Here is an 18,749-nt window from a genome sequence, read left to right as displayed (position 1 = left end):
GGTTTCTCCAGGAGGTTCAGTCGGTGGGGGCGGGGGTGCTGCCGTAGCGGTCCCGGATCGGGCCCTTCAGCAGCTTTCCGGTGGCGTTGCGGGGCAGTTCGGGGACGAGGACGAAGCTCCGCGGGAGCTTGTAGCGGGCCAGCAGGCCCTCCAGGTGACCGAGGAGCTCCTCGGCGGTGGGCGCGGTGCCGGGGCGCAGCACGACGACCGCCCGCCCGACCTCGCCCCAGCGGGCGTCGGGGACGCCGATGACGGCGGCCTCGGCGACGTCGGGGTGCCGCAGCAGCGCGTCCTCGACCTCGGCGGGGTAGATGTTCTCCCCGCCCGAGATGATCATGTCCTTGAGGCGGTCGACGAGCGTGACGTACCCCTCGGCGTCGACGGTGGCGACGTCACCGGACCGGAAGCGCCCCCCGTCGCGGAAGGCCGCGGCGGTCGCCTCCGGGAGGTTCCAGTAGCCCGGGGTCACGTTCGGTCCGGCGACCACGACCTCGCCCTTCTCGCCGGGTGCCGTCTCCGTGCCGTCCGGGCGGATCACCCGCACGTCGGTGAAGAAGTGCGGCACGCCCGCCGAGCCGGCCTTGCGGGCCGAGTCGCCGCGGTCCAGGACCAGCGCCCCGGGCGACGCCTCGGTCATGCCGTACCCCTGGACGAAGGCGAGCCCCCGCTCCAGAAAGGTCCGCGCGGTGCGGGTGGGGACGGGTGCGCCGCCGCACAGCAGGAGGCGCAGACTGGTCAGGTCCGCCTCCTTCCAGCCGGGCGCGGACGCCATCGCGTCGTACATGGTGGGGACGCCGAACAGCGCCGTGACGCCGTGGAGTTCGATCAGGCGCAGGGCCCGCTCCGCTTCGAAGGCGGACTCCAGGAGCACCGTGCCGCCCTTGAGGAGGGTCGGAAGGCAGCTCATGTTCAGCGAGCCGGTGTGGAAGAGCGGGGCGCTCACGAGGGCGACCTCGTCACCGGCGACGTCGGTGTCCACGACGACGTTGAGGCTGTTCCAGACGATGTTGCCGTGGGTGAGGACGGCGCCCTTGGCCCGGCCCGTGGTGCCCGAGGTGTACATGATGAGGCAGGCGTCGTCGTGTCCCACCTCCTCGTCGATCTCCTCCGTGGAGGAGGCCGCGAGCAGCTCCTCGTACCCCTGCCCGGGTCCCTCGCCCTCGACGGAGAGGAGGGTCAGGGGGCCTGCGGCCGAGGCCAGTTCGGCGGCCTTGCCGTCCGGCTGCCGGGCGTGCACCAGCACCCGGCTGCCGGAGTCGGCCAGCTGGAAGGCGAGTTCGGCCACGGTGAGGCGGTTGTTGAGCGGGACGAAGACCGCCCCGAGGATCCCGGAGGCGAACAGCGTCTCCAGGTGGGCGGGATGGTTCGGGCCCAGGAAGGCGACCCGGTCCCCGCGCCCCACGCCCGCGCCCCGCAGGGCGTGGGCGAGCCGGGTGGAACGCTCGTGCAGCGCCGCGTAGTCGAAGGACCGTCCCTCGTGGAGGAGGGCGGTGCGGCGGGGAGTCCTGCGGCCCCGGCGGGCCGGCCAGGACCCGATGCCCTGGTTGCGCATGGGGTCTCTCCCTCAGGTGGTGGTGAGGCCGAGCAGCCGGGCCGCGTTCTCCTTGAGGATCTTCGGCCGGACCTCGTCCTTGATCGGCAGCGCGGCGAAGTCCGCGAGCCAGCGGTCCGGGGTCAGCAGCGGGTAGTCCGAGCCGAAGAGGACCTTGTCCTGGAGCAGGCTGTCGGCGTAGCGGACGAGCTGCGGCGGGAAGTACTTCGGGGACCAGCCGGACAGGTCGATGTGCACGTTCGGCTTGTGGGTGGCCACCGCGAGCGCCTCGTCCTGCCAGGGGAAGGACGGGTGGGCGAGGACGATCCGCATGCAGGGGAAGTCGGCGGCGACGTCGTCCACGTCCATCGGGTTCGAGTACTTCAGCCGGATCCCGCCGCCGCCCGGGGCGCCCGCGCCGATGCCGGTCTGCCCGGTGTGGAAGACCGCGATCGCGCCCGCGTCCTCGATGGCCTCGTACAGCGGATAGGCCATCCGGTCGTTGGGGTGGAACGCCTGGATGTTCGGGTGGAACTTGAAGCCCTTGACCCCGAACTCCTCGACCAGCCGCCGGATCTGACGGACCGCCGACTTGCCCTTGAAGGGGTCGACGCCCGCGAAGGGGATGATCACGTCCGGGTTCTCGGCGGCGGCCTCGGCGATCTCCTCGTTTGGCACCGGCACGGTGCCGGTGGCGGACTCCGCGTCCACGGTGAAGACCACGCAGGCCATCGACCGCTCGCGGTAGTACGCGGCGATCTCCGGGAGCGTCGGGTGCCGGTGCTCCGCCTTGAAGTAGGCGCCGGCGGCGGCGTCCAGCTCGGCCGAGAGCGACGCCCCGCCCTTCGCGGAGACCTCCGCGTGGGCGTGCACGTCGATGGCGACGAGCGCGTCGAGGTCCATCACGGCGCCGCTCACAGGACCGGGGCGGGGATGCCGTAGGTCTCCGGCGCGCGGCCGACCGAGACCGGCCAGGCGGCGGCGATCGCGTCCGCGCTCCAGCCGCCGTCCGCGTACGCCACCGCGATCTCCTGCGGGTGCGACCAGAGGGCCAGCTTGTCGCCGCCGATGCCGATGCACTGGCCGGTCACGCCGGCGGAGGCGTCCGAGGCGAGGAAGGCGACCAGGCCGGCGACGTCCTCGGCGGTGCCGAAGCCCTCGCCCTTGCGCAGGCTGTCCGGGAAGGGGGTGCCGTCCTGCTCCAGCGCCTCGATGTGCGGGGCGAAGACCGGGACGGTCTTGGTCATGGCGGTGGCGGCGACCGGGATGACGGCGTTGGCGGTGATGCCCGCGCGGCCCAGCTCCATCGCCCAGGTGCGGACCATGGCGGCGATGCCGGCCTTGGCGGCGGCGTAGTTGGTCTGGCCGAAGTTGCCGCGCTGCCCGGCGGGGGAGCCCGCGACGACGATCCGGCCGCCGTCGCCCTGCGCGCGCATGCGCTCCACGGCGGCGCGGACGCAGGTGAAGGTGCCGCGCAGGTGCACCTGGACGACGGTGTCGAAGTCGTCGTCGGTCATCTTCCACAGCACGCGGTCGCGGAGCACGCCCGCGTTGGTGACCATCGTGTCGATGCGGCCGAAGCTGTCGACCGCGCGGGCGACGAGCGCCTCGGCGGCCTCGGCCGAACCGACCGGGACCACCTCGGCGACGGCGCGGCCGCCCGCCCCGGTGATCTCCTTCACGGCCGCTTCGGCGGCCTCCGCGTCCACGTCGTTGACGACGACGGCCGCGCCGGCGGCGGCGAGCGAGCGGGCGTAGGCGAGGCCGAGGCCCCGGCCGCTGCCGGTGACGACGGCGACCTTGCCGGTGAGATCCACCGGGTTCACCTGGGGAGAAGTCATGGACGGGGTCCTTCCCGTGAGTCGAGGGGCGCCGGGGGCGGGGCGCGGGATCCCCGCCTCGCACACGCACCGGCGGCGCCAAAGCTAGGCAACTTCTCGTCCACGGTCAAGAAAGTGCCGAATGTTGTTTCCGGGGGGTCCCTGCCCGTCCCGCCCGCCGCGCCCCGCCCTCCCGTACCGCACCCGGGCGGACGGCCCCGGCTCCGCAGGCCCGCCCCCGCTCCCTGGTGCCGGGCTTCTTCGGCATCCATGTGTGCGGCACCGCCCCGGGGTCTCCTCGGTGGGTTTCAGCGGCGCCCTCGGCCGTGCCGCCGAGGACGCCGTCCGTTCCACCCCGACCCGCGCGGTCGCCCGGGGTCTCCTGGGCCGGCACCGCCACGACCTGCGCTCCCGGCTCGTCCGGCCGGGGCTCCCGGCCTGCTCCGGAGCAGGCCGGGAGCCCCGGCCGGGTGGACGCCAGGCGGCCCCCGGCTGCCTGGCGTCGGACGGCCCCCAGCCGCATGGGCGTCGGACCCCTCGCGGCGGCCCTCGGGTTCGGGGACCGTATCAGGGCGTTCCGCGGCCGGGCCGCCGCGCCGCGGCCGGGGGCCGGCCCCCCTCCGGGGCGGGCCGGGGCGGGCGCACGGACCCTTACGTCAACACCATTGACCTTGTGTCGCGGCGCCGGGTCTCATGGGCGGCACCTCGGAAGGAGCTCCGCGACCGGGCTCCTCCGCGATCCGAAGGACATCCCCATGGACCACCTGCACGCGCTGCGGGACGTCGCGCCGGCCCCGTTCTGGCTCGACGATCCCCGCCGCCCCCAGGCCGAACCCGCCCTCGTCGAAGGCACCACCTGCGACCTCCTCGTCGTCGGCGGCGGCTACGCCGGCCTGTGGACCGCCCTCGTCGCCAAGGAACGCGACCCCTCCACCGACGTCGTCCTCATCGAGGGCGAGGAGATCGGCCACGCGGCGTCCGGCCGCAACGGCGGCTTCTGCGAATCGAGCCTCACCCACGGCCTGGGCAACGGCCTCGACCGCTGGCCCGACGAGATCGGCACCCTCGAACGCCTCGGCCGCGAGAACCTCCGGGCCATGGAGGACGCCGTCCGGCGCTACGGCATCGACTGCGACTGGGAACGCACCGGCTCCCTCACCGTCGCCACCGAACCCCACCAGGTCGAATGGCTCGCCGAGGAGGCCGAGACCGCCGCCCGGTACGGCGCCGACACCGCCCTCCTCGACGCCGACGCCGTCCGCGCCGAGATCGACTCCCCGACCTTCCTCGGCGGCATGTGGAACAAGAGCGACACCGCCATGGTCAACCCGGCCAGGCTCGCCTGGGGACTCAAGCAGGCGTGCCTCGGCCTCGGCGTCCGCATCCACGAGCACACCCCCGGCCTCTCCCTCGACGAGCACGGCGCCGTCGTCGCCGTCCGCACCCCCTACGGCCGGGTCACCGCCCGCCGCGTCGCCCTCGCCACCAACGCCTACCCCTCGCTGCTGCGCCGCCACCGCCTCTACACGGTCCCCGTCTACGACTACGCACTGATGACGGAGCCGCTGAGCGAGGAACAGCTCGCCGCCGTGGGCTGGAAGAACCGCCAGGGCTGGTCCGACCCCGCCAACCACTTCCACTACGTGCGGATCTCCGCCGACAACCGGATCCTGTGGGGCGGCTACGACGTCGTCTACGACTATGCCGGCCGCGTCAGCGCCGAGCGGGAGCGGCGGCCCGAGACCTTCGCCACCCTCGCCCGCACCTTCTTCACGACCTTCCCGCAGCTGGAAGGGCTCCGGTTCAGTCACGCCTGGGGCGGGGCCATCGACACCAGCACCCGTTTCTGTGTCTTCTTCGACACGAGTCACCACGGCAAGGTCGCGTACGCCGCCGGCTTCACCGGCCTCGGCGTCGGCGCCACCCGCTTCGGCGCCGAGGTGATGCTCGACCTGCTGGCCGGCGAGCGCACCGAGCGCACCTCCCTCGCCCTCGTCCGCCGCAAGCCGCTGCCCTTCCCGCCCGAGCCCGTCCGCTCGATCGGCATCGGCATCACCCAGCGCTCGCTCACCCGGTCCGACCGCAACGAGGGCCGCCGCGACCTGTGGCTGCGCGCCCTCGACCGCTTCGGCCTCGGCTTCGGCAGCTGACCGCCGACGCCACCCGCACCACCCGCACCACCTCTGCAAGGAGCACCGCCATGACCGCCCCGCCGACGACCGCCTCCGAGGGGACCGCCCCCATCGGCAAGGGTCCCCTGCTGCGTCTGATGCCCATGCTGACCGTCGCCAACGCGGCGATGTACATGGTCTACATGGGCATCGGGGCGGTGCTCCTCCCCGTCCAGGTCGAGCTGGTCGACCCGGCGGACAAGGTCGCCAACTTCGGTCTGGTCTCCGGCGTCGCGGCGATCTTCGCGACCCTCTTCAACCCCCTCGCGGGCGTGCTCTCCGACCGGTCGGGGCGGCGCAACCCGTGGATCCTCGGCGGCGGACTCGCCGCCCTCGGCGCCCTGGCCCTGCTCGGCCAGGCCCGCAGCGTCCTCCTCGTCACCATCGGCTGGTGCCTCGTCCAGGCGATGATGAACGTCTACCAGGCGGCCCTGACCGCGGTCGTCCCCGACCGCGTGCCCGTCGAACGCCGCGGCCTGGCCTCCGCGATGGTCGGCATCGGCACCCCCATCGGCACCGCCGTCGGCATCTCCACCGCCGCCCTCTTCGTCCCCGGCGACCTCGCCCTCGGCTACCTCGTCATGGGAGCCGTCATCGCGGGTGCCGCCGTCCTCTTCACCGCGGTCGTCCGCGACCACCGCCGCCCCCGGGCCGAACCGGAGCCGCCGCGCGGCCGGTTCAGTGCCTTCGCCCGCACCCTGGAGTCCGCCGACTTCCGCTGGGTCTTCATCGGCCGCTTCCTGATGATGCTGGGCTTCTTCGCGGTCTCCCTCTTCCAGCTGTACATCCTCCAGGACCACATCGAACTGCCCGCGGGCCTGGAGTCCGAGGAGGCCGTCGCCTTCATCGCCCCCATCGACGCCGGCGTCACCCTCCTCGCCACCGTCCTCGGCGGGGTGCTGTCCGACCGGACGGGCCGCCGCAAACCGCTGGTCTTCGTCTCCTCCGTGCTGTGCGCCGTCGCCATGCTGGTGCCGGTCGTCAGTCCGGACTGGACCGGCATGCTGGTCTTCACGGTCCTCATCGGCCTCGCCTTCGGCTCCTACCTCGCCGTCGACACCGCCCTCGTCACCCTCGTCCTGCCGTCCGCCGGCGACGCGGCCCGCGACATGGGTGTCCTCAACGTCGCCAACGCCGGACCGCAGATCCTCGCCCCCTTCCTGGCCTCGGCGATCGTCGGCGCCCTCGGCTACGACGGCCTGTACGTCATCGCTGCCCTCATCACCCTCGCGGGCGCCGTGTCGGTCTTCTTCGTCCGCGGCGTACGCTGACCCCCGCACCCGCATCCGGACCCGGACCGGGATCAGGACCCGGAGGGGAGGGGCGATGGACGGTCGGCTGCTGCACGTCTTCGACATGGACGGCACGCTGCTGAGGAACACCTCGGCGGCCCTGGAGATCGCCGCCCGGCTCGACTGCCTGGACGAACTGCGCTCCCTGGAAGCCGAGTTCGCCGCCGGGGCCATCGACACCCGCGGCTTCGCCGCAGCCCTGTACGGGCTGTGGCGGGAGCTGACCCCGGCCGTCGTCGCCGAGACCTTCGACGCGGCGCCCTGGATCGGCGGACTGGCCGAGGTCCTCGCGGACATCCGTGGCCGGGGCGACCGGGCCGTCGTCGTCACCATGTCGCCGGACTTCTTCGCCACCCGGCTGCGCGGCCTCGGCGTCGACGACGTGGTCGCCTCCGCCTTCCCGCCCCCGCCGTTCCGCTCCGCGCCCGACCCGGCCGGGATCCTCGTCCCCGAGGACAAGGTGACGGCCGTCGACCGCCTCCGTACCGCCCTCGGTCTCGACCGCGACTCCTGCGTGGCCTACGGGGACTCCGGCTCCGACGTGCCGCTCTTCTCCGTCCTGCGCCACACCGTGGCCGTCAACGCCTCCCCGGCGCTGCGCGCACTGGCCGGCGCCGGGTACGAGGGCGACGACCTGCGGGCCGCGTACGCCCTCGGCAGGGAACTGCGCGCCCGCACCCGAGCGAACGGGCACGGGCGCGCGGTCCACCGGCTCACCAGGTGACGGGACGGCCCCCGAAGGTGACGGCCAGCGAACCGTTCGAGGCGAAGGACCAGCCGAGCGCGCCGGAGTGGTTCGCGCACCGGGATCCGTTCGTACCGGACCAGAACTGGTTCGACGCGTCGGCGTCGCCCACGAGCTTGTCGTTGGTCCCGGAGCTCGTGCTCCGGCAGGAGGTGTTGCCCCGGAAGACCGACGTACCGGCCTCGAAGGTGTAGTTCCGCTGGGCGTTGTCGACCGAGATGTTCTCGGAGACCTTCAGCGAACCCGGGTTGCTGTTGTACGTGAAGCCGTGCTTGCCGTTGCGGTAGGCGATGCTGCGCCGCACGACGTGGTCGACGGCGATGGACTCGCCGCCCAGCTTGTAGCCGTTGCGGTCGCCGTTGGCGTTCACGGTCCCGTCGGAGAGCGTGCCGTTGGTGTACGCGAGGGAGTTCTCGATCGTCACCGGGTCGATGGCGCCCGTGTCCGGCTTGGTGTAGAGGTCCCAGCCGTCGTCGATGTTGTGGTGGGCGACGGCGTACCGGAAGACGTTGCCGGGGCCGGTGGTCAGCTTGGCGGCGAAGCCGTCCGCGTTCTCGCCGGCCGCGTCGGCGTTGTCGTGCGACTCGACGCTCACCATGAGGTTGCGGGCCGGCCACTGGGCGCGCGGCGTGCCGGAGGCGATCCGGCCGAGCTGGAGGCCGGTGTCGCGGTTGAAGCGGGTGACCGTGCGCTCGATGACGTTGTCGCTGCCGCCGACGTAGATGCCGTTGTCGCCGGCCCGCTGGACGACCAGCCCCTTCACGTGCCAGAAGTTCCCGTTGAGCGCGAGCCCCCGGTTGGACGAGGACTCCGCCATCGCCGAGAAGTCCAGCACCGGCGTCTCGCCCGGGTAGGCGGCGATCGTCTTGCGGGCGGCGGCGGTGCCGTCGTTGCCCGGCGCGACGGTCACCGTCTGTGCGTGGTCGTAGGTCCCGCCGCGCAGGTAGATCGTGCCGCCCGCGCCGATCCGGGTGATCGCGGAGGCCAGCGTCGTCGGATCGGCCTGGCTGCCGGAGGCGCCCGCGGTCCCGGCGGGCGACACGTAGAGCACGGGCCCGGCGGGGGCGGGGGCGTCGGCGGTGGTGAGCTCGACGTGGTCGACGTTGGGAAGCCCGGCGGCGGTCGTCGGGCTGAGCCGGACGGTGTTGGCCCCGGCGGCGACGGGCACGGTGAACGTCTTCGACGTCCACCCGGTCCAGACGCCGGTGGACTCGAACGAGGCCCCCGCCGCCACCGTCGTGCCGTTGACGACGACATCGGCGGGCCGGGCGGTCGCCGTCCCGTTGGCGAACCGTACGGTGAGGGTCGCCGTCCCGGCGGCGGGCGCCGACACGGCGAACTGCACGTGGGCCCCGACGGCGTTGGTCCCGTTGCAGAACCCGCTCCCGGAGAACCCGGACCAGTCGGAGTCGATCGTGCCGTCGCAGACGGCGGGCGAGACCTCGGCCTCGTACCGCCCGGTGGCGGCCTGGGCGCCCCCCGCCGCCGACAACGCGACGATCGTGCCGGCGACGAGACCCAGACTGAGGGCGAGGGGTGTGGTGCGCATCGGTGTCTCCTGGTGGGGGAGGCGGCTCGGACACGGAGAAAGCGCTTTCTGGAGGGTGACGCTAGGGCGGGTGTCGGAGGCACGTCAAGATGCGGGTGTGTGGTTGTTGTTCATGGATCTGAACGCAAGGGAGGGTGGAGGAGGGGAATTTCGGGGATCTTCGACAGGGAAGTTCGTGTACGTGAATGAGGGGGGTGGGGGAGGAGTGATGTCCGGGGCCGGTCCCAGGGGAGCCGGAGGGTGTGGGCTGTCGTTCCAGGCTGCTGTCGGCCAGGTGGTGGATCACGTCCGGTGTCGTGCGGCGGCAACGGGTCTCCGGTCGCCTGCGGAGCGCGGCGTGGCGTGGCTGTGGTCGTGGGGGGTGGGGCGGATGCGCAGGCTCCTCCCGGCGGACGGCCGGGTCGGTACAGTCCTGAGGTGATCGCCCTGAGGTGGCCAGCCTGAGGTGGCCAGCCCGGGGTGACCGCCCCGGGGTCGCCGGCCGAGGCCGCTTCGCGGGCCCGGGGCCGGTGCCGCGACCGGCGGACCCGGCGAAGAACCGTGTCCCGCCGGGCGGGGCGTGGCCGGCCGCCCCCGCTGCGTCCTGCCGTCCTACTTCTCCTCCGGCTCCCAGGCGCGGAGCAGGTCGAGCAGCCCCGCGTCCCCGTCGACGCGCAAGGAGTCGGCCTTGATCCGGTCGTACAGGTAGAGGACCAGCTCACTCGCCGTGCCGTACACGGAGGCGCCGGCCGCGTCCGGGGCCTCGCCGGTCCCGGCGGCGGGCGCGGGGACGCGGGTGGCGCGTGCGCCGTCGCCGTCGACGGTGAGGCGCCAGGAGCGGCCCTCGGAGGCGTGGAAGTCGAAGGCCGTGGGCCTGTGGGGCCAGCCGCTCGGCGTCGCGCAGACGGTGAGCAGGAACTCCTCCACGCCGTCCAGCGCGAGCGCGGCCGGCAGCGGCTGCGGGGCGCCCAGGGCGAGCTGGGCGTCGTAGGTGTGCACCGCGGTCTCCTGGACCCGGTGCCGGGCGGTGCCGCCGGCGGTCTGCGGCGACTGCGACGCGGGCCACCACGTCCAGCAGCCGCTCTCCGGCCCCGCCGTGCGCAGGGCGTCCAGCAGAAGCCGCGTCGAAGCGTCCAGCCAGGCCGACAGGGCCTCGCGTTCCCCCGGCACTTCCAGCGCGGCGCGCGCGGCGACGGCCTCCGCCGGGGGCGCGTCGGAGGGTCCCGCGCCGACGATGGCGGCCCAGAAGCGGTCTCCCCCGCCCAGGTGCCTCACCAGGTCGAGCAGCGTCCACCCGGGGCAGGTCGGCACTGGTGCGTCGAGACCGGGCGCGGCGGCGATCACGGCGCGGAAGGCGGCCGACCGTTCGTCGATCCATCGCAACAGCTCGGGGAACTCGGGATTCTTTTCCACGCGGGGTGTCTATCACCGGGCCCGGTGATCGGACAGTGGTTTTCGCGCGGCCTCAGCCGTTCCCCGGCCAGGCGTCGCTGCGCCATTCGCGTTCCTCGGCGCCGCGGTCGCGGTGGGCGGCCAGGGCGGCGGCGAGGTCGCCGTGGACGGCGATGGTCACCTGGGCGTCGCAGACGAAGCGGCCGTCGGGGGCGAGGGTGCCGCGCTCCGGCACGGCGGCGAGTTCGAGGCCCCGCCCTTCGGCGGCGAGCCGCGACGCGGCCTCCGAGACGGCGAGCCGCCCGCCGTCGGACCAGCCGCGCAGGCCGGTCAGGTCCAGCACCACGGGCCCGGTGCCCCGGGCGAGCGCCCAGCCGACGGCCCCCTGGAACCGGCCCACGGCCTCCTGCCCCAGGAACCCGGCCAGGGAGAGCACACCGAGGCCGGGGTGGATGGTGTAGCGCCACTCGATGGTCATCGTCGTCTCTCTCCTCGCTCCCGGCCACGTCCCTGGCCGTCCGCAGCATCCTCACCCGAGAGTCCGCTTCCGCGCACGGCGGTCCACGGATCGGTCACCCGTCCCGAGACGTGGACGTCCCCGGGCGAAAGCCGAGGTCCGGGCGCGGCTGCCCCCACGCGCACGCACGATCTCCCGCACGGCCCCCGTCCGACGGTCCTCCCCGGCCGGATTCCGTGTGCGAGACTCGGTGGTTTCGCGGACGGAAGAAGGAAGGGCGGCGCACATGGTCTCGGTGCTCCAGAACGTGGCGGTCGACTGCGCGGACGCCTACGGGCTCGCCCTCTTCTGGAGCGGGGTGACCGGCCGCCCGCTGGACCCGGACAGCGCGCCGGGCGACCGGGAGACCCGGGTGCTCCTGGCGGAGGGCCCCGCTCTCTACTTCAACCAGGTCCCCGAGCCCAAGCGGGACAAGAACCGGCTCCACCTCTGCCTGCGCCCCGACACCTCGCGCGACCAGGAGGTGGAACGGCTGCTGGCCCTCGGTGCGACCTTCCTCGCCGACCACCGCGATCCCGACGGCACCGGCTGGGCGGTCCTCGCCGACCCCGAGGGCAACGAGTTCTGCGTCCTCCGCAGCGCATCGGAACGCGCGGCTGCGCACCCCTGAGGACCGCCGGGCTTCCCCAAGTACCCCCAAGGTCCTACGAGTTCCTCTGGTGTCTCCTGAGTTCCCGAATCGGGGGACGCACCTCCGGCGCCGGACTACGCTGGCCGGCGCCGTGGCCGCGACCGAGGTCACGGGCGAGGTCGAGCGAAGGGGGGTACGCCATGCCGTACGAGACCGGTGCGCAGGTGCGGCTGACCGAGGACGTCCCGATCACCCAGGGCGGGGGCGGGGCGGGGTTCGCCGGGCCGCTGTTCCTGGCCGAGGGGCTGAGGGGCGTCGTCCTGGGATCGGCGCGGGAGGAGGGCGGGGTGCTCGGGGAGAAACTCGCCGAGTTCGACAGCCAGTTCCGCTCCGGCCGGTTCCCGGGGCACGTGGCCGCGCTGATGGACGACCTCCGTCGGCAGATGGTCATGTACGGAGCGCACGCGGGCGGGGGCGAGGTCCGGACCACCTACCGGGTGCGCTTCGAGAACGGGTTCGTCCTCGCCGGCGTCGAAGAGGGCTTCCTGTCCGGGTCCTGAGCGGCGGTCACCGAGCCCCCCTGCCCGGATCCGTCCGCCGGCGGACGGATCCGGGCAGGGGGCCCTCAGGCCGGGTAGGTGATCGAGCCCAGTGGCGGGCACGGTGCGAGCGTCCGGTCCGCGCCGGGGCGTTCGACGAAGGCCCGTGCCTCGGCCGCCCGTTGGCGCCGCTCGTCGAGTTCGTCGGCGTGCCGGGCGTCGTACCGGGCGCGGGGGAGGTCCCACGGGCCGTCGATGAGGCCGAGGGCGGTGTTGCCGGAGCTGCGCTGGAAGTCGGCCTTCAGGGCGGCCTGTTGGAGGGCGGTCTGCACCGCGGCGAGTTCGAGCCGGGTGCAGAGGATGCCGGGGGTGTCCGGCTCGCGGGTCGGCAGGGGCGCCTTCGGGAGCAGCGTCACGCCGGTGTCGAGGCGGCCGATGCTGTCGACGTTCGCGTCCTGGGCCTCCCTCGACATGACCTGCATCTCCTGGTGCAGCCAGAAGAGTTCGTCGAGGTCCGCCGCCGTGATGCGCATCCGCCGGTACAGGGCCTGGAAACGGGGGTCGCCGTACAGCGGGCGCAGATGGGGGACGTGGAACGACACGCAGTCGTTGAAGCCGGCCGTCACCGCCGCGTCGAGGTTCCGGAGGCCCTGCTCGGTCCGTCCCTGCACGCAGTCCAGGGTGCCGAGGGTGGAGAGGGCCGTCGCGGCGAGCCACGCGCCGTCGGGGCCGAGCGCCGAGGCGCGCGCGACGGCGTCGTGGAAGCCCGCGAGGGCCGTCGGGGAGGGGCCGCCGGTCATGAGGTCCACCAGCAGTTCGTGCACGCGGGCGGCCAGCGAGCTGAGGGTGTCGGCCATGGATCTCCTCGGACCTCGGTGGTGAAGAGCGGAAGGGGACCGGCTCTCCAGCGGTCCCCATGGACATGACGATCAGTGGAGGGGAGTGGTTCCTCCCTCCGCTCCCTACGATGGAGCGCATGGCGGATCCCGTACGTGAACAGCGCGAACAGCCCGTGTCCCCCGTCCACCCCCGGACGCCGGGACCGGCGGAGCTCGCCGCGGCGGCCGAGGTGTTCGGGCTGCTCGGCGACCCGACCCGGCTGCACCTGCTGTGGCTGCTGACCCACGGGGAGGCCGACGTCGGCGCGCTGACGGCGGCGTGCGGAGCCGCGCGCCCGGCGGTGAGCCAGCACCTGGCGAAGCTCCGGCTCGGGGGACTCGTACAGACGCGGAAGGACGGCCGTCGGGTCGTGTACGCACTGCCGGACGGACACCTGAGGCGGCTGGTGGTCGAGGCCCTCAACCGCGCCGACCACGTGGTCACGGGAGAGCCCTGGCACGACTGAGCGACCGGACCGCCGCCACGGCCCTCCCGCCCACTGCCGATCAACATGTGCGCACACGTGCACATGTCCGCTACGGTGGAGCCCCGCACCCGCAGCCGATCGAGGGCGTCCCCATGCTGTCCGTCCTGCGCGACCGCACCTACCGGCACCTCTTCCTCGCCCAGGCCGTCGCCCTCACCGGCACCGGCCTGGCGACCGTGGCACTCGCCCTCCTCGCGTACGACCTCGCCGGCGCGCACGCGACCGCCGTCCTCGGCACCGCCCTCGCGCTCAAGATGACGGCGTACGTCGGCCTGGCGCCGCTCGCCGGGACGCTCGCCCGCCGCGTGCCGCGCCGCACCCTCCTCGTCGGCGCCGACCTCGTCCGGTTCGCCGCCGCGCTCGCCCTGCCCTTCGTGGACCGGGTCTGGCAGGTGTACGCGCTCGTGCTGCTGCTCCAGGCGGCCTCCGCCGTCTTCACCCCCGCCTACCAGGCCGTCATCCCGCGCGTCCTGCCCGAGGAGCGCGACTACACCCGGGCCCTCGCCCTCTCCCGGCTCGCCTACGACCTGGAGAGCCTCGTCAGCCCGGTCCTCGCCGCCGCGCTCCTCGCCCTCGTCCCGTACGACCGGCTGTTCGCCGGCACCGCCGCCGGGTTCCTCCTCTCCGCGCTCCTCGTCCTGACCCTCCGCCTCCCGCCGGACGCCGGACCCGGCCCGGCCGCCGGGCGGACCTCCGGCGTCCGCCTCCTCCTCGCCACCCCGCGGCTGCGCGCCCTCCTCGCCCTCGACCTGGCGGTCGCCGCCGCCGGGGCGATGGTCCTCGTCGACACCGTCGTCCTCGTACGGGACGGCCTGGGCCGCCCTCCCGGCGACGTGTCGCTCGCCCTCGCCGCGTACGGGGCGGGCTCGATGACCGCCGCCCTGCTGCTCCCGCGCCTCCTCGGCCGCACCGGCGACCGGCCCCTGATGCTGCCCGCCGCCGCCGTCCTCGCCGCCGGGCTCGCCGCCTCGACCTGCGGACTCGCCTCCGGCTGGGCCGAGGCACACCGGGCCGCCGCCTGGCCCGCGCTGCTCGCCCTCTGGTGCTGCCTCGGCGCCGCCGCCTCCGCGGTCCTGACCCCCGGCGGGCGGCTGCTGCGCAGGTCCGCCGCCGACGCCGACCTGCCCGCGCTCTTCGCCGCCCGCTTCTCCCTTTCCCACGGCTTCTGGCTCCTCACCTACCCGCTCGCCGGCTGGCTCGCCTCCCGCGCGGGCCCGGCCGCCTCCGCCGCCGCCCTCACCGCCGTCGCCCTCGCCGCCGCCTGCGCGGCCGCCCGCCTCTGGCCGCGCGGCGACCCCGAGGAACTGGAGCACACCCACCCCGAACTCCCCGCCGGCCACCCCCACACGGCCACCGGCTCCGGCCCCGGCGGCCGGCACGTCCACGCCTTCCGCATCGACGCCCTGCACCGCCGCTGGCCGGGCCGGACGGGCCCCGCCGCCACCGGCTGAACCCCCGCGCCCGGCATCAGGCATCCGACCGGGCCGGGCCGGGGCGAGAGGAAGGGGAGGGACCGGGGCAGAATCCCCGGCATGCCCCAGCCACCCGAACCCGCCACCCTGTACCCCGAGATCGCCGCCGCCGGAAGCCTCGCCGCCGCTCTCCGGGCCGTCGCGGCCGGCGCCCTCGACGGCGTACCGCTGACCTCGCCGGCCGCCGAACCGCTCTACTCCGCGTCCGTCAGGAGCGTGCTGCCCCACCGGGAGCCGCTCCGCATCTCCGCGTGGAAGTACGAACGGATGTGGTCGGCCTCCGCCGACGAACGGCTCACGGAACTGCCCGTGCTCCGCGGCGAGACGGACGACCTGGCCGAGGTCGCCCGGGCGGTGCGCGCGTGGCACGACGGGGAGCCGCCGGAGGACGTCCACGCCGCCGCCCCCTTCGTCCGCCCCACCGGCCGCCTCGAACTGGACCGGCCCGACCCCGCGCGCATGGTCGCGTACGAGTGGCAGGCCCTGCGCACGGAAGCCGCCGAACTGGCCACCCCCTGGGCGCACGCGTACCGCGAACTGGTCGAAGCGGCCGGGGCCGTAACGGAGTTGAGTGAGCTCTACCCCTTCACCAGCCATTGGGCGCTGCGCTTCTCCTCCGCCACCCGTCCGTACATGGACGTCGTGGGGCCGGTCCTGTGGTGCGCCGACGACGGCTTCCGGGCGGCGGAGCTGATGTCGGAGCGGGGCGCGGTCTTCGGCACGGCACGCGAGGCCGTCGCGGAGGCGCTGCGCCTCCTGCCCGACGGCCTCGGCCCCGTGCGGTACGGGCGCGGGCCCCGGAACGCCGGAAATGCGGTCGAGACGCCGGGCGAAGCCTGAGAGGGTGAGGTGTCCCCGGGGCTTCCCGGGTCTCCGCGTTCTCCCCGGACTTCCCGGAGTTTCTCCGGGCTCTTTCGGTTTCTCCGGTTCTCCCCGAGGTCGCCGGCCGTGGCATGCGAGCCGTCGGCCGGAGCCGGGTCCGGGGGGACGTGACCGTGACCGTGCCCCCGACCGGGGCCGCCGAGAGGACCGATCCCCGTGCCCAGCGCCGTCCGCCTCATCCGTTCCGCCTCCCTGTCCGACGTCGCCGAGTACGCGTACGCGGCGACCGCGCCGGCCGAAGCCCGGCTGATCTTCCTCGCCGGTTCCTGTCCGCTCGACGCCGACGGCGCCACCGTGGCCGCCGGGGACGTCGCCGGACAGGCGGCGGCCTGCGTCGCGAACCTGCGGACGGCCCTGGAGGACGCGGGGGCCGGGATCGAGGACGTCATCAGCACCCGCGTGCTCGTCGCGACGACCTCCCGGTCCGACCTGGTGGCCGCCTGGCAGGTCGTCCGGGACGCCTTCGGCGAGCACGACGTGCCGAGCACCCTGATGGGCGTCACCGTGCTCGGCTACCCCGACCAGCTCGTGGAGGTCGAGGCGGTCGCCGCCGTCCTCTGAGGGCACCGGCGCCGCGGCCCTCCTAGCCCCCCTCTGGCGGGTTCCGCGGCGCTGTTAGCCTGCGGCCATGATCAAAGACGGGGTGGCGGGCCGAATAGGCCGGATGGCGGGGAACAACGGGCCGGAGCGCGTGCTGGTCGCCGCCAGTTTCGTCAACCGGGTCGGCAACGGTCTGTTCAACGCGGCGTCGGCGCTCTACTTCACCCTGGTCGTGGGCCTGCCCGCGGCACAGGTCGGCGCCGCGCTCACCATCGCCGGACTGATCGGCCTGTGCGCGGGGATCCCCGGGGGCCATCTCGCCGACCGGCGCGGCGCCCGCGTGATCATGATGCTGGCCCTCGTGGTCCAGGCGGCGTCGATGGCGTCCCTCGTCCTCGTCGAGAGCTGGACCGCGCTCACGGTCATCGCCACGGTCGACCAGATCGCCGCGGCGGTCGGCGGGGCGGCGTGGGGAGCGCTGGTGGTCCGGGTCGGGGGCGAGCGCCCGGCCGTGTTCCGGGCGAAGCTGCGCACCTTCGTCAACCTGGGCGTCGTCCTGGGGACGCTGGGCGCAGGGCTGGCGCTGGCCGCGGACACCCGCGGCGCCTACGTCGCGCTGATCCTCGGCAACGCGGCGAGCTTCGCCCTGTGCGCGGCGCTCCTGCTCCTGCTGCCCCGCTACCCGGTGCTGGCGGCGCCTCCCCGGCAGCGGCGCTGGATCGCCTTCGCGGACCGCCCGTTCCTGGTGTTCACCGCCCTCTACGGAGCCATGGGACTGCAGTACCCGGTGGTCTCCCTGCTCCTGCCCATCTGGATCTCCGAGCACACCGAATCGCCGCGCTGGACGGTGGCCGCGCTGTTCGCGGTCAACTCCGCCTTCTGCGTCCTGATGCAGACGAGGATCGGCTCCCGCATCGAGACCCCGTACGACGGCGGCAGGGCGTTCCGCACCGCGGGGCTGCTCTTCCTCGTCAGCTGCCCGATGATGGCGCTGGCGGCGTACGCCCCCGTCTGGGCGGCGGCGGGACTGGTCCTGGCGGCGATCTTCGTCCACAGCCTGGGAGAGGTCTGGGAGTCCTCGGCGTGCTTCGCCCTGGGCTTCGGCCTCGCCCCCGACCACGCCCAGGGCCAGTACCAGGGCGTCCTCGGACTCGGCTTCAGCGCGGGCCAGGCCCTCGCCCCCGCGATCCTCACCACGGTGGTGCTCGGCCTCGGCACGGCGGGCTGGCTGCTGCTGGCGCTGTTCTTCGCGGCGCTGGGCGCCGTCGGCCCGTCTCTCGCCCGCTGGGGCATGCGGACCCGGCCGCGGCCCCACGTCGCCGTGGAAGCGGCGAGCTGACCGCGCGGCGGATCGGGCCGGCCCTGGCACCCTGCGTCAGGCGTCGCGCGTCCACAGGGTGAGGTCGCTGCTCGTCGCGACCGCGAGGGTCCGCCCGGAAGGGGAGAAGCCGGCGGCGCGCAGCGTCGACCAGGTGGAGTGGAAGACGTGCCACCAGCCCTCGGTGTGCGGCGGCCGGTGCCAGTCGCCGCCGTTGGACGAGAGCAGGACCCGGTGGTTCGGCCAGTCGGGAGCCTCGACGTCCACGGTCCAGCCGTCGCCGCTCGTGCTGTGCGCCCCGCCGCCGAACAGCCCCGCGATCCGCACCCGTCGCCCGGCGAGCGGGCCGATCCCGGGACACGAGAGGTCGGCCGTGCCGTCGGGCCCGTCGTCCTCCGGGTCGCGGTCCCGCGCGATCCGCTCGCCCGTCACCGCGTCGAAGACGCCGTACCCGGCGCCGGAGACGACCGTCACCAGGTCGTGGCCGGTGCCGGAGTCCGTGCCGAAGCCGATGCCCGTGAGCCCGCCGACGGCTGCGCGGCCGCCGAACACGTTCCGCCACGGCTCCGGCGCCGGGACGACCGGGGCGGCCAGGAGGCGCGCCCGCAGACCCTCCTGGTAGGGGGACAGGGCGGGGGCGCCGGTCTCGGGCGCGGTCTTCCTTCGCATCCCCCGATCATGGCAAAACCCGGCCGCCGGACTCGCGCCCGCCCCCGTCCCACCTCCCCGTCCCGCCCCTCGCCCGTCCCCGTTCCGCCTCCCCGTCCGGCTCCTTCCCGCCTTTCGGTGGCCGGTCCTCGGGGGTGGCGGCCGGATCGTGACGGTGGCGGGGGAGGGGCGGTTCGCGAGGGTTCGGGAGGGGATCGGGGGAGTCTCCGTGTCTCCTGTATGTCGGATGCATGACAACGATTCAACTTCCTTGATCCGTACGGCCGGTGGGCAACAGGCTTCTGCTCACGCCGAACGGAGGACCCCCTCCCCGGCGGTGCGTGCGACCGCACGCGACCCCCACGTACCGTGCCCGCCCGACACCGGGCGCGCCGCCAAGAGGAGGAACCCCTCACC

18 protein-coding genes are annotated in these 18,749 nt (G+C 74.2%); 10 read left to right on the top strand and 8 right to left on the bottom strand.

Annotated elements, in window-relative coordinates:
- Positions 1 to 16 precede the first annotated feature (16 nt).
- From IE326_RS36505 to IE326_RS36495, 3 genes are read right to left on the bottom strand one after another with little or no spacing between them, the layout of a single operon-like run.
- On the bottom strand, positions 17 to 1,552 hold the full coding sequence (locus IE326_RS36505; RefSeq protein ID WP_190044635.1) for an acyl-CoA synthetase: 1,536 nt from the start codon (positions 1,550 to 1,552) through the stop codon (positions 17 to 19).
- A gap of 12 nt (positions 1,553 to 1,564) precedes the next feature.
- Positions 1,565 to 2,434: an amidohydrolase family protein gene (locus tag IE326_RS36500; RefSeq protein WP_190045031.1), complete on the bottom strand. Its 870-nt coding sequence runs from the start codon at positions 2,432 to 2,434 to the stop codon at positions 1,565 to 1,567.
- 11 nt (positions 2,435 to 2,445) lie between these two features.
- Positions 2,446 to 3,357 (bottom strand): SDR family NAD(P)-dependent oxidoreductase, encoded by a 912-nt coding sequence (locus IE326_RS36495; protein ID WP_150236180.1) that lies wholly within the window; start codon positions 3,355 to 3,357, stop codon positions 2,446 to 2,448.
- A gap of 749 nt (positions 3,358 to 4,106) precedes the next feature.
- Between IE326_RS36495 and IE326_RS36490 the strand changes: the two genes are divergently transcribed.
- The 3 genes from IE326_RS36490 to IE326_RS36480 are packed head-to-tail and all read left to right on the top strand — an operon-like array spanning position 4,107 to position 7,538.
- Entirely contained in the window at positions 4,107 to 5,501 is a 1,395-nt protein-coding gene (locus tag IE326_RS36490; protein WP_190044634.1) for an NAD(P)/FAD-dependent oxidoreductase, read from the top strand.
- 50 nt (positions 5,502 to 5,551) lie between these two features.
- Complete coding sequence (locus IE326_RS36485) at positions 5,552 to 6,793, top strand: MFS transporter (RefSeq protein ID WP_190044633.1); 1,242 nt, start codon at positions 5,552 to 5,554, stop codon at positions 6,791 to 6,793.
- Positions 6,794 to 6,848: 55 nt separating this feature from the next.
- Positions 6,849 to 7,538: an HAD family hydrolase gene (locus tag IE326_RS36480; protein WP_190044632.1), complete on the top strand. Its 690-nt coding sequence runs from the start codon at positions 6,849 to 6,851 to the stop codon at positions 7,536 to 7,538.
- On the opposite strand, the gene IE326_RS36475 is transcribed toward IE326_RS36480, so the two are convergent.
- The 3 genes from IE326_RS36475 to IE326_RS36465 all read right to left on the bottom strand — a co-directional run bounded on the left by IE326_RS36475 (position 7,528) and on the right by IE326_RS36465 (position 10,957).
- Positions 7,528 to 9,108 (bottom strand): right-handed parallel beta-helix repeat-containing protein, encoded by a 1,581-nt coding sequence (locus IE326_RS36475; protein WP_190044631.1) that lies wholly within the window; start codon positions 9,106 to 9,108, stop codon positions 7,528 to 7,530. The genes IE326_RS36480 and IE326_RS36475 overlap by 11 nt on opposite strands.
- A 591-nt stretch (positions 9,109 to 9,699) precedes the next feature.
- Positions 9,700 to 10,500, bottom strand: a complete 801-nt coding sequence (locus IE326_RS36470; RefSeq protein ID WP_190044630.1) for a maleylpyruvate isomerase family mycothiol-dependent enzyme — start codon at positions 10,498 to 10,500, stop codon at positions 9,700 to 9,702.
- A gap of 52 nt (positions 10,501 to 10,552) precedes the next feature.
- Complete coding sequence (locus tag IE326_RS36465; RefSeq protein WP_150234062.1) at positions 10,553 to 10,957, bottom strand: STAS domain-containing protein; 405 nt, start codon at positions 10,955 to 10,957, stop codon at positions 10,553 to 10,555.
- Between the two features lie 265 nt (positions 10,958 to 11,222).
- Here IE326_RS36465 and IE326_RS36460 point away from each other — a divergent pair, with 265 nt between their 5' ends.
- On the top strand, positions 11,223 to 11,606 hold the full coding sequence (locus tag IE326_RS36460; RefSeq protein WP_190044629.1) for a VOC family protein: 384 nt from the start codon (positions 11,223 to 11,225) through the stop codon (positions 11,604 to 11,606).
- 161 nt (positions 11,607 to 11,767) lie between these two features.
- Positions 11,768 to 12,127 carry a hypothetical protein gene (locus IE326_RS36455; RefSeq protein ID WP_150234058.1) on the top strand — a complete coding sequence of 120 codons (360 nt, stop codon included), beginning with the start codon at positions 11,768 to 11,770 and terminating at the stop codon, positions 12,125 to 12,127.
- 65 nt (positions 12,128 to 12,192) lie between these two features.
- Here the strand turns inward: IE326_RS36455 and IE326_RS36450 are convergent, their stop codons facing one another.
- A complete protein-coding gene (locus IE326_RS36450; protein WP_190044628.1) occupies positions 12,193 to 12,963 on the bottom strand; it encodes a hypothetical protein in 771 nt (256 codons plus the stop codon).
- A gap of 119 nt (positions 12,964 to 13,082) precedes the next feature.
- On the opposite strand from IE326_RS36450, the gene IE326_RS36445 reads away from it, so the two are divergent.
- The 5 genes from IE326_RS36445 to IE326_RS36425 all read left to right on the top strand — a co-directional run bounded on the left by IE326_RS36445 (position 13,083) and on the right by IE326_RS36425 (position 17,705).
- On the top strand, positions 13,083 to 13,451 hold the full coding sequence (locus IE326_RS36445; RefSeq protein ID WP_150234054.1) for an ArsR/SmtB family transcription factor: 369 nt from the start codon (positions 13,083 to 13,085) through the stop codon (positions 13,449 to 13,451).
- A gap of 113 nt (positions 13,452 to 13,564) precedes the next feature.
- Positions 13,565 to 14,923 (top strand): MFS transporter, encoded by a 1,359-nt coding sequence (locus tag IE326_RS36440; protein ID WP_190044627.1) that lies wholly within the window; start codon positions 13,565 to 13,567, stop codon positions 14,921 to 14,923.
- An 81-nt stretch (positions 14,924 to 15,004) separates the two neighbouring features.
- Entirely contained in the window at positions 15,005 to 15,784 is a 780-nt protein-coding gene (locus tag IE326_RS36435) for a DUF6193 family natural product biosynthesis protein (protein ID WP_190044626.1), read from the top strand.
- A gap of 198 nt (positions 15,785 to 15,982) precedes the next feature.
- On the top strand, positions 15,983 to 16,387 hold the full coding sequence (locus IE326_RS36430) for a RidA family protein (RefSeq protein WP_150234050.1): 405 nt from the start codon (positions 15,983 to 15,985) through the stop codon (positions 16,385 to 16,387).
- Between the two features lie 67 nt (positions 16,388 to 16,454).
- Entirely contained in the window at positions 16,455 to 17,705 is a 1,251-nt protein-coding gene (locus IE326_RS36425) for an MFS transporter (protein ID WP_190044625.1), read from the top strand.
- A 36-nt stretch (positions 17,706 to 17,741) separates the two neighbouring features.
- Here the strand turns inward: IE326_RS36425 and IE326_RS36420 are convergent, their stop codons facing one another.
- On the bottom strand, positions 17,742 to 18,353 hold the full coding sequence (locus tag IE326_RS36420; RefSeq protein WP_190044624.1) for a hypothetical protein: 612 nt from the start codon (positions 18,351 to 18,353) through the stop codon (positions 17,742 to 17,744).
- Positions 18,354 to 18,749 lie beyond the last annotated feature (396 nt).

The sequence above is a fragment of the Streptomyces filamentosus genome (assembly GCF_014654895.1).
In the GTDB taxonomy this organism is placed as follows: domain Bacteria; phylum Actinomycetota; class Actinomycetes; order Streptomycetales; family Streptomycetaceae; genus Streptomyces; species Streptomyces filamentosus.
This window is presented reverse-complemented; position numbering and strand designations above follow the sequence as displayed.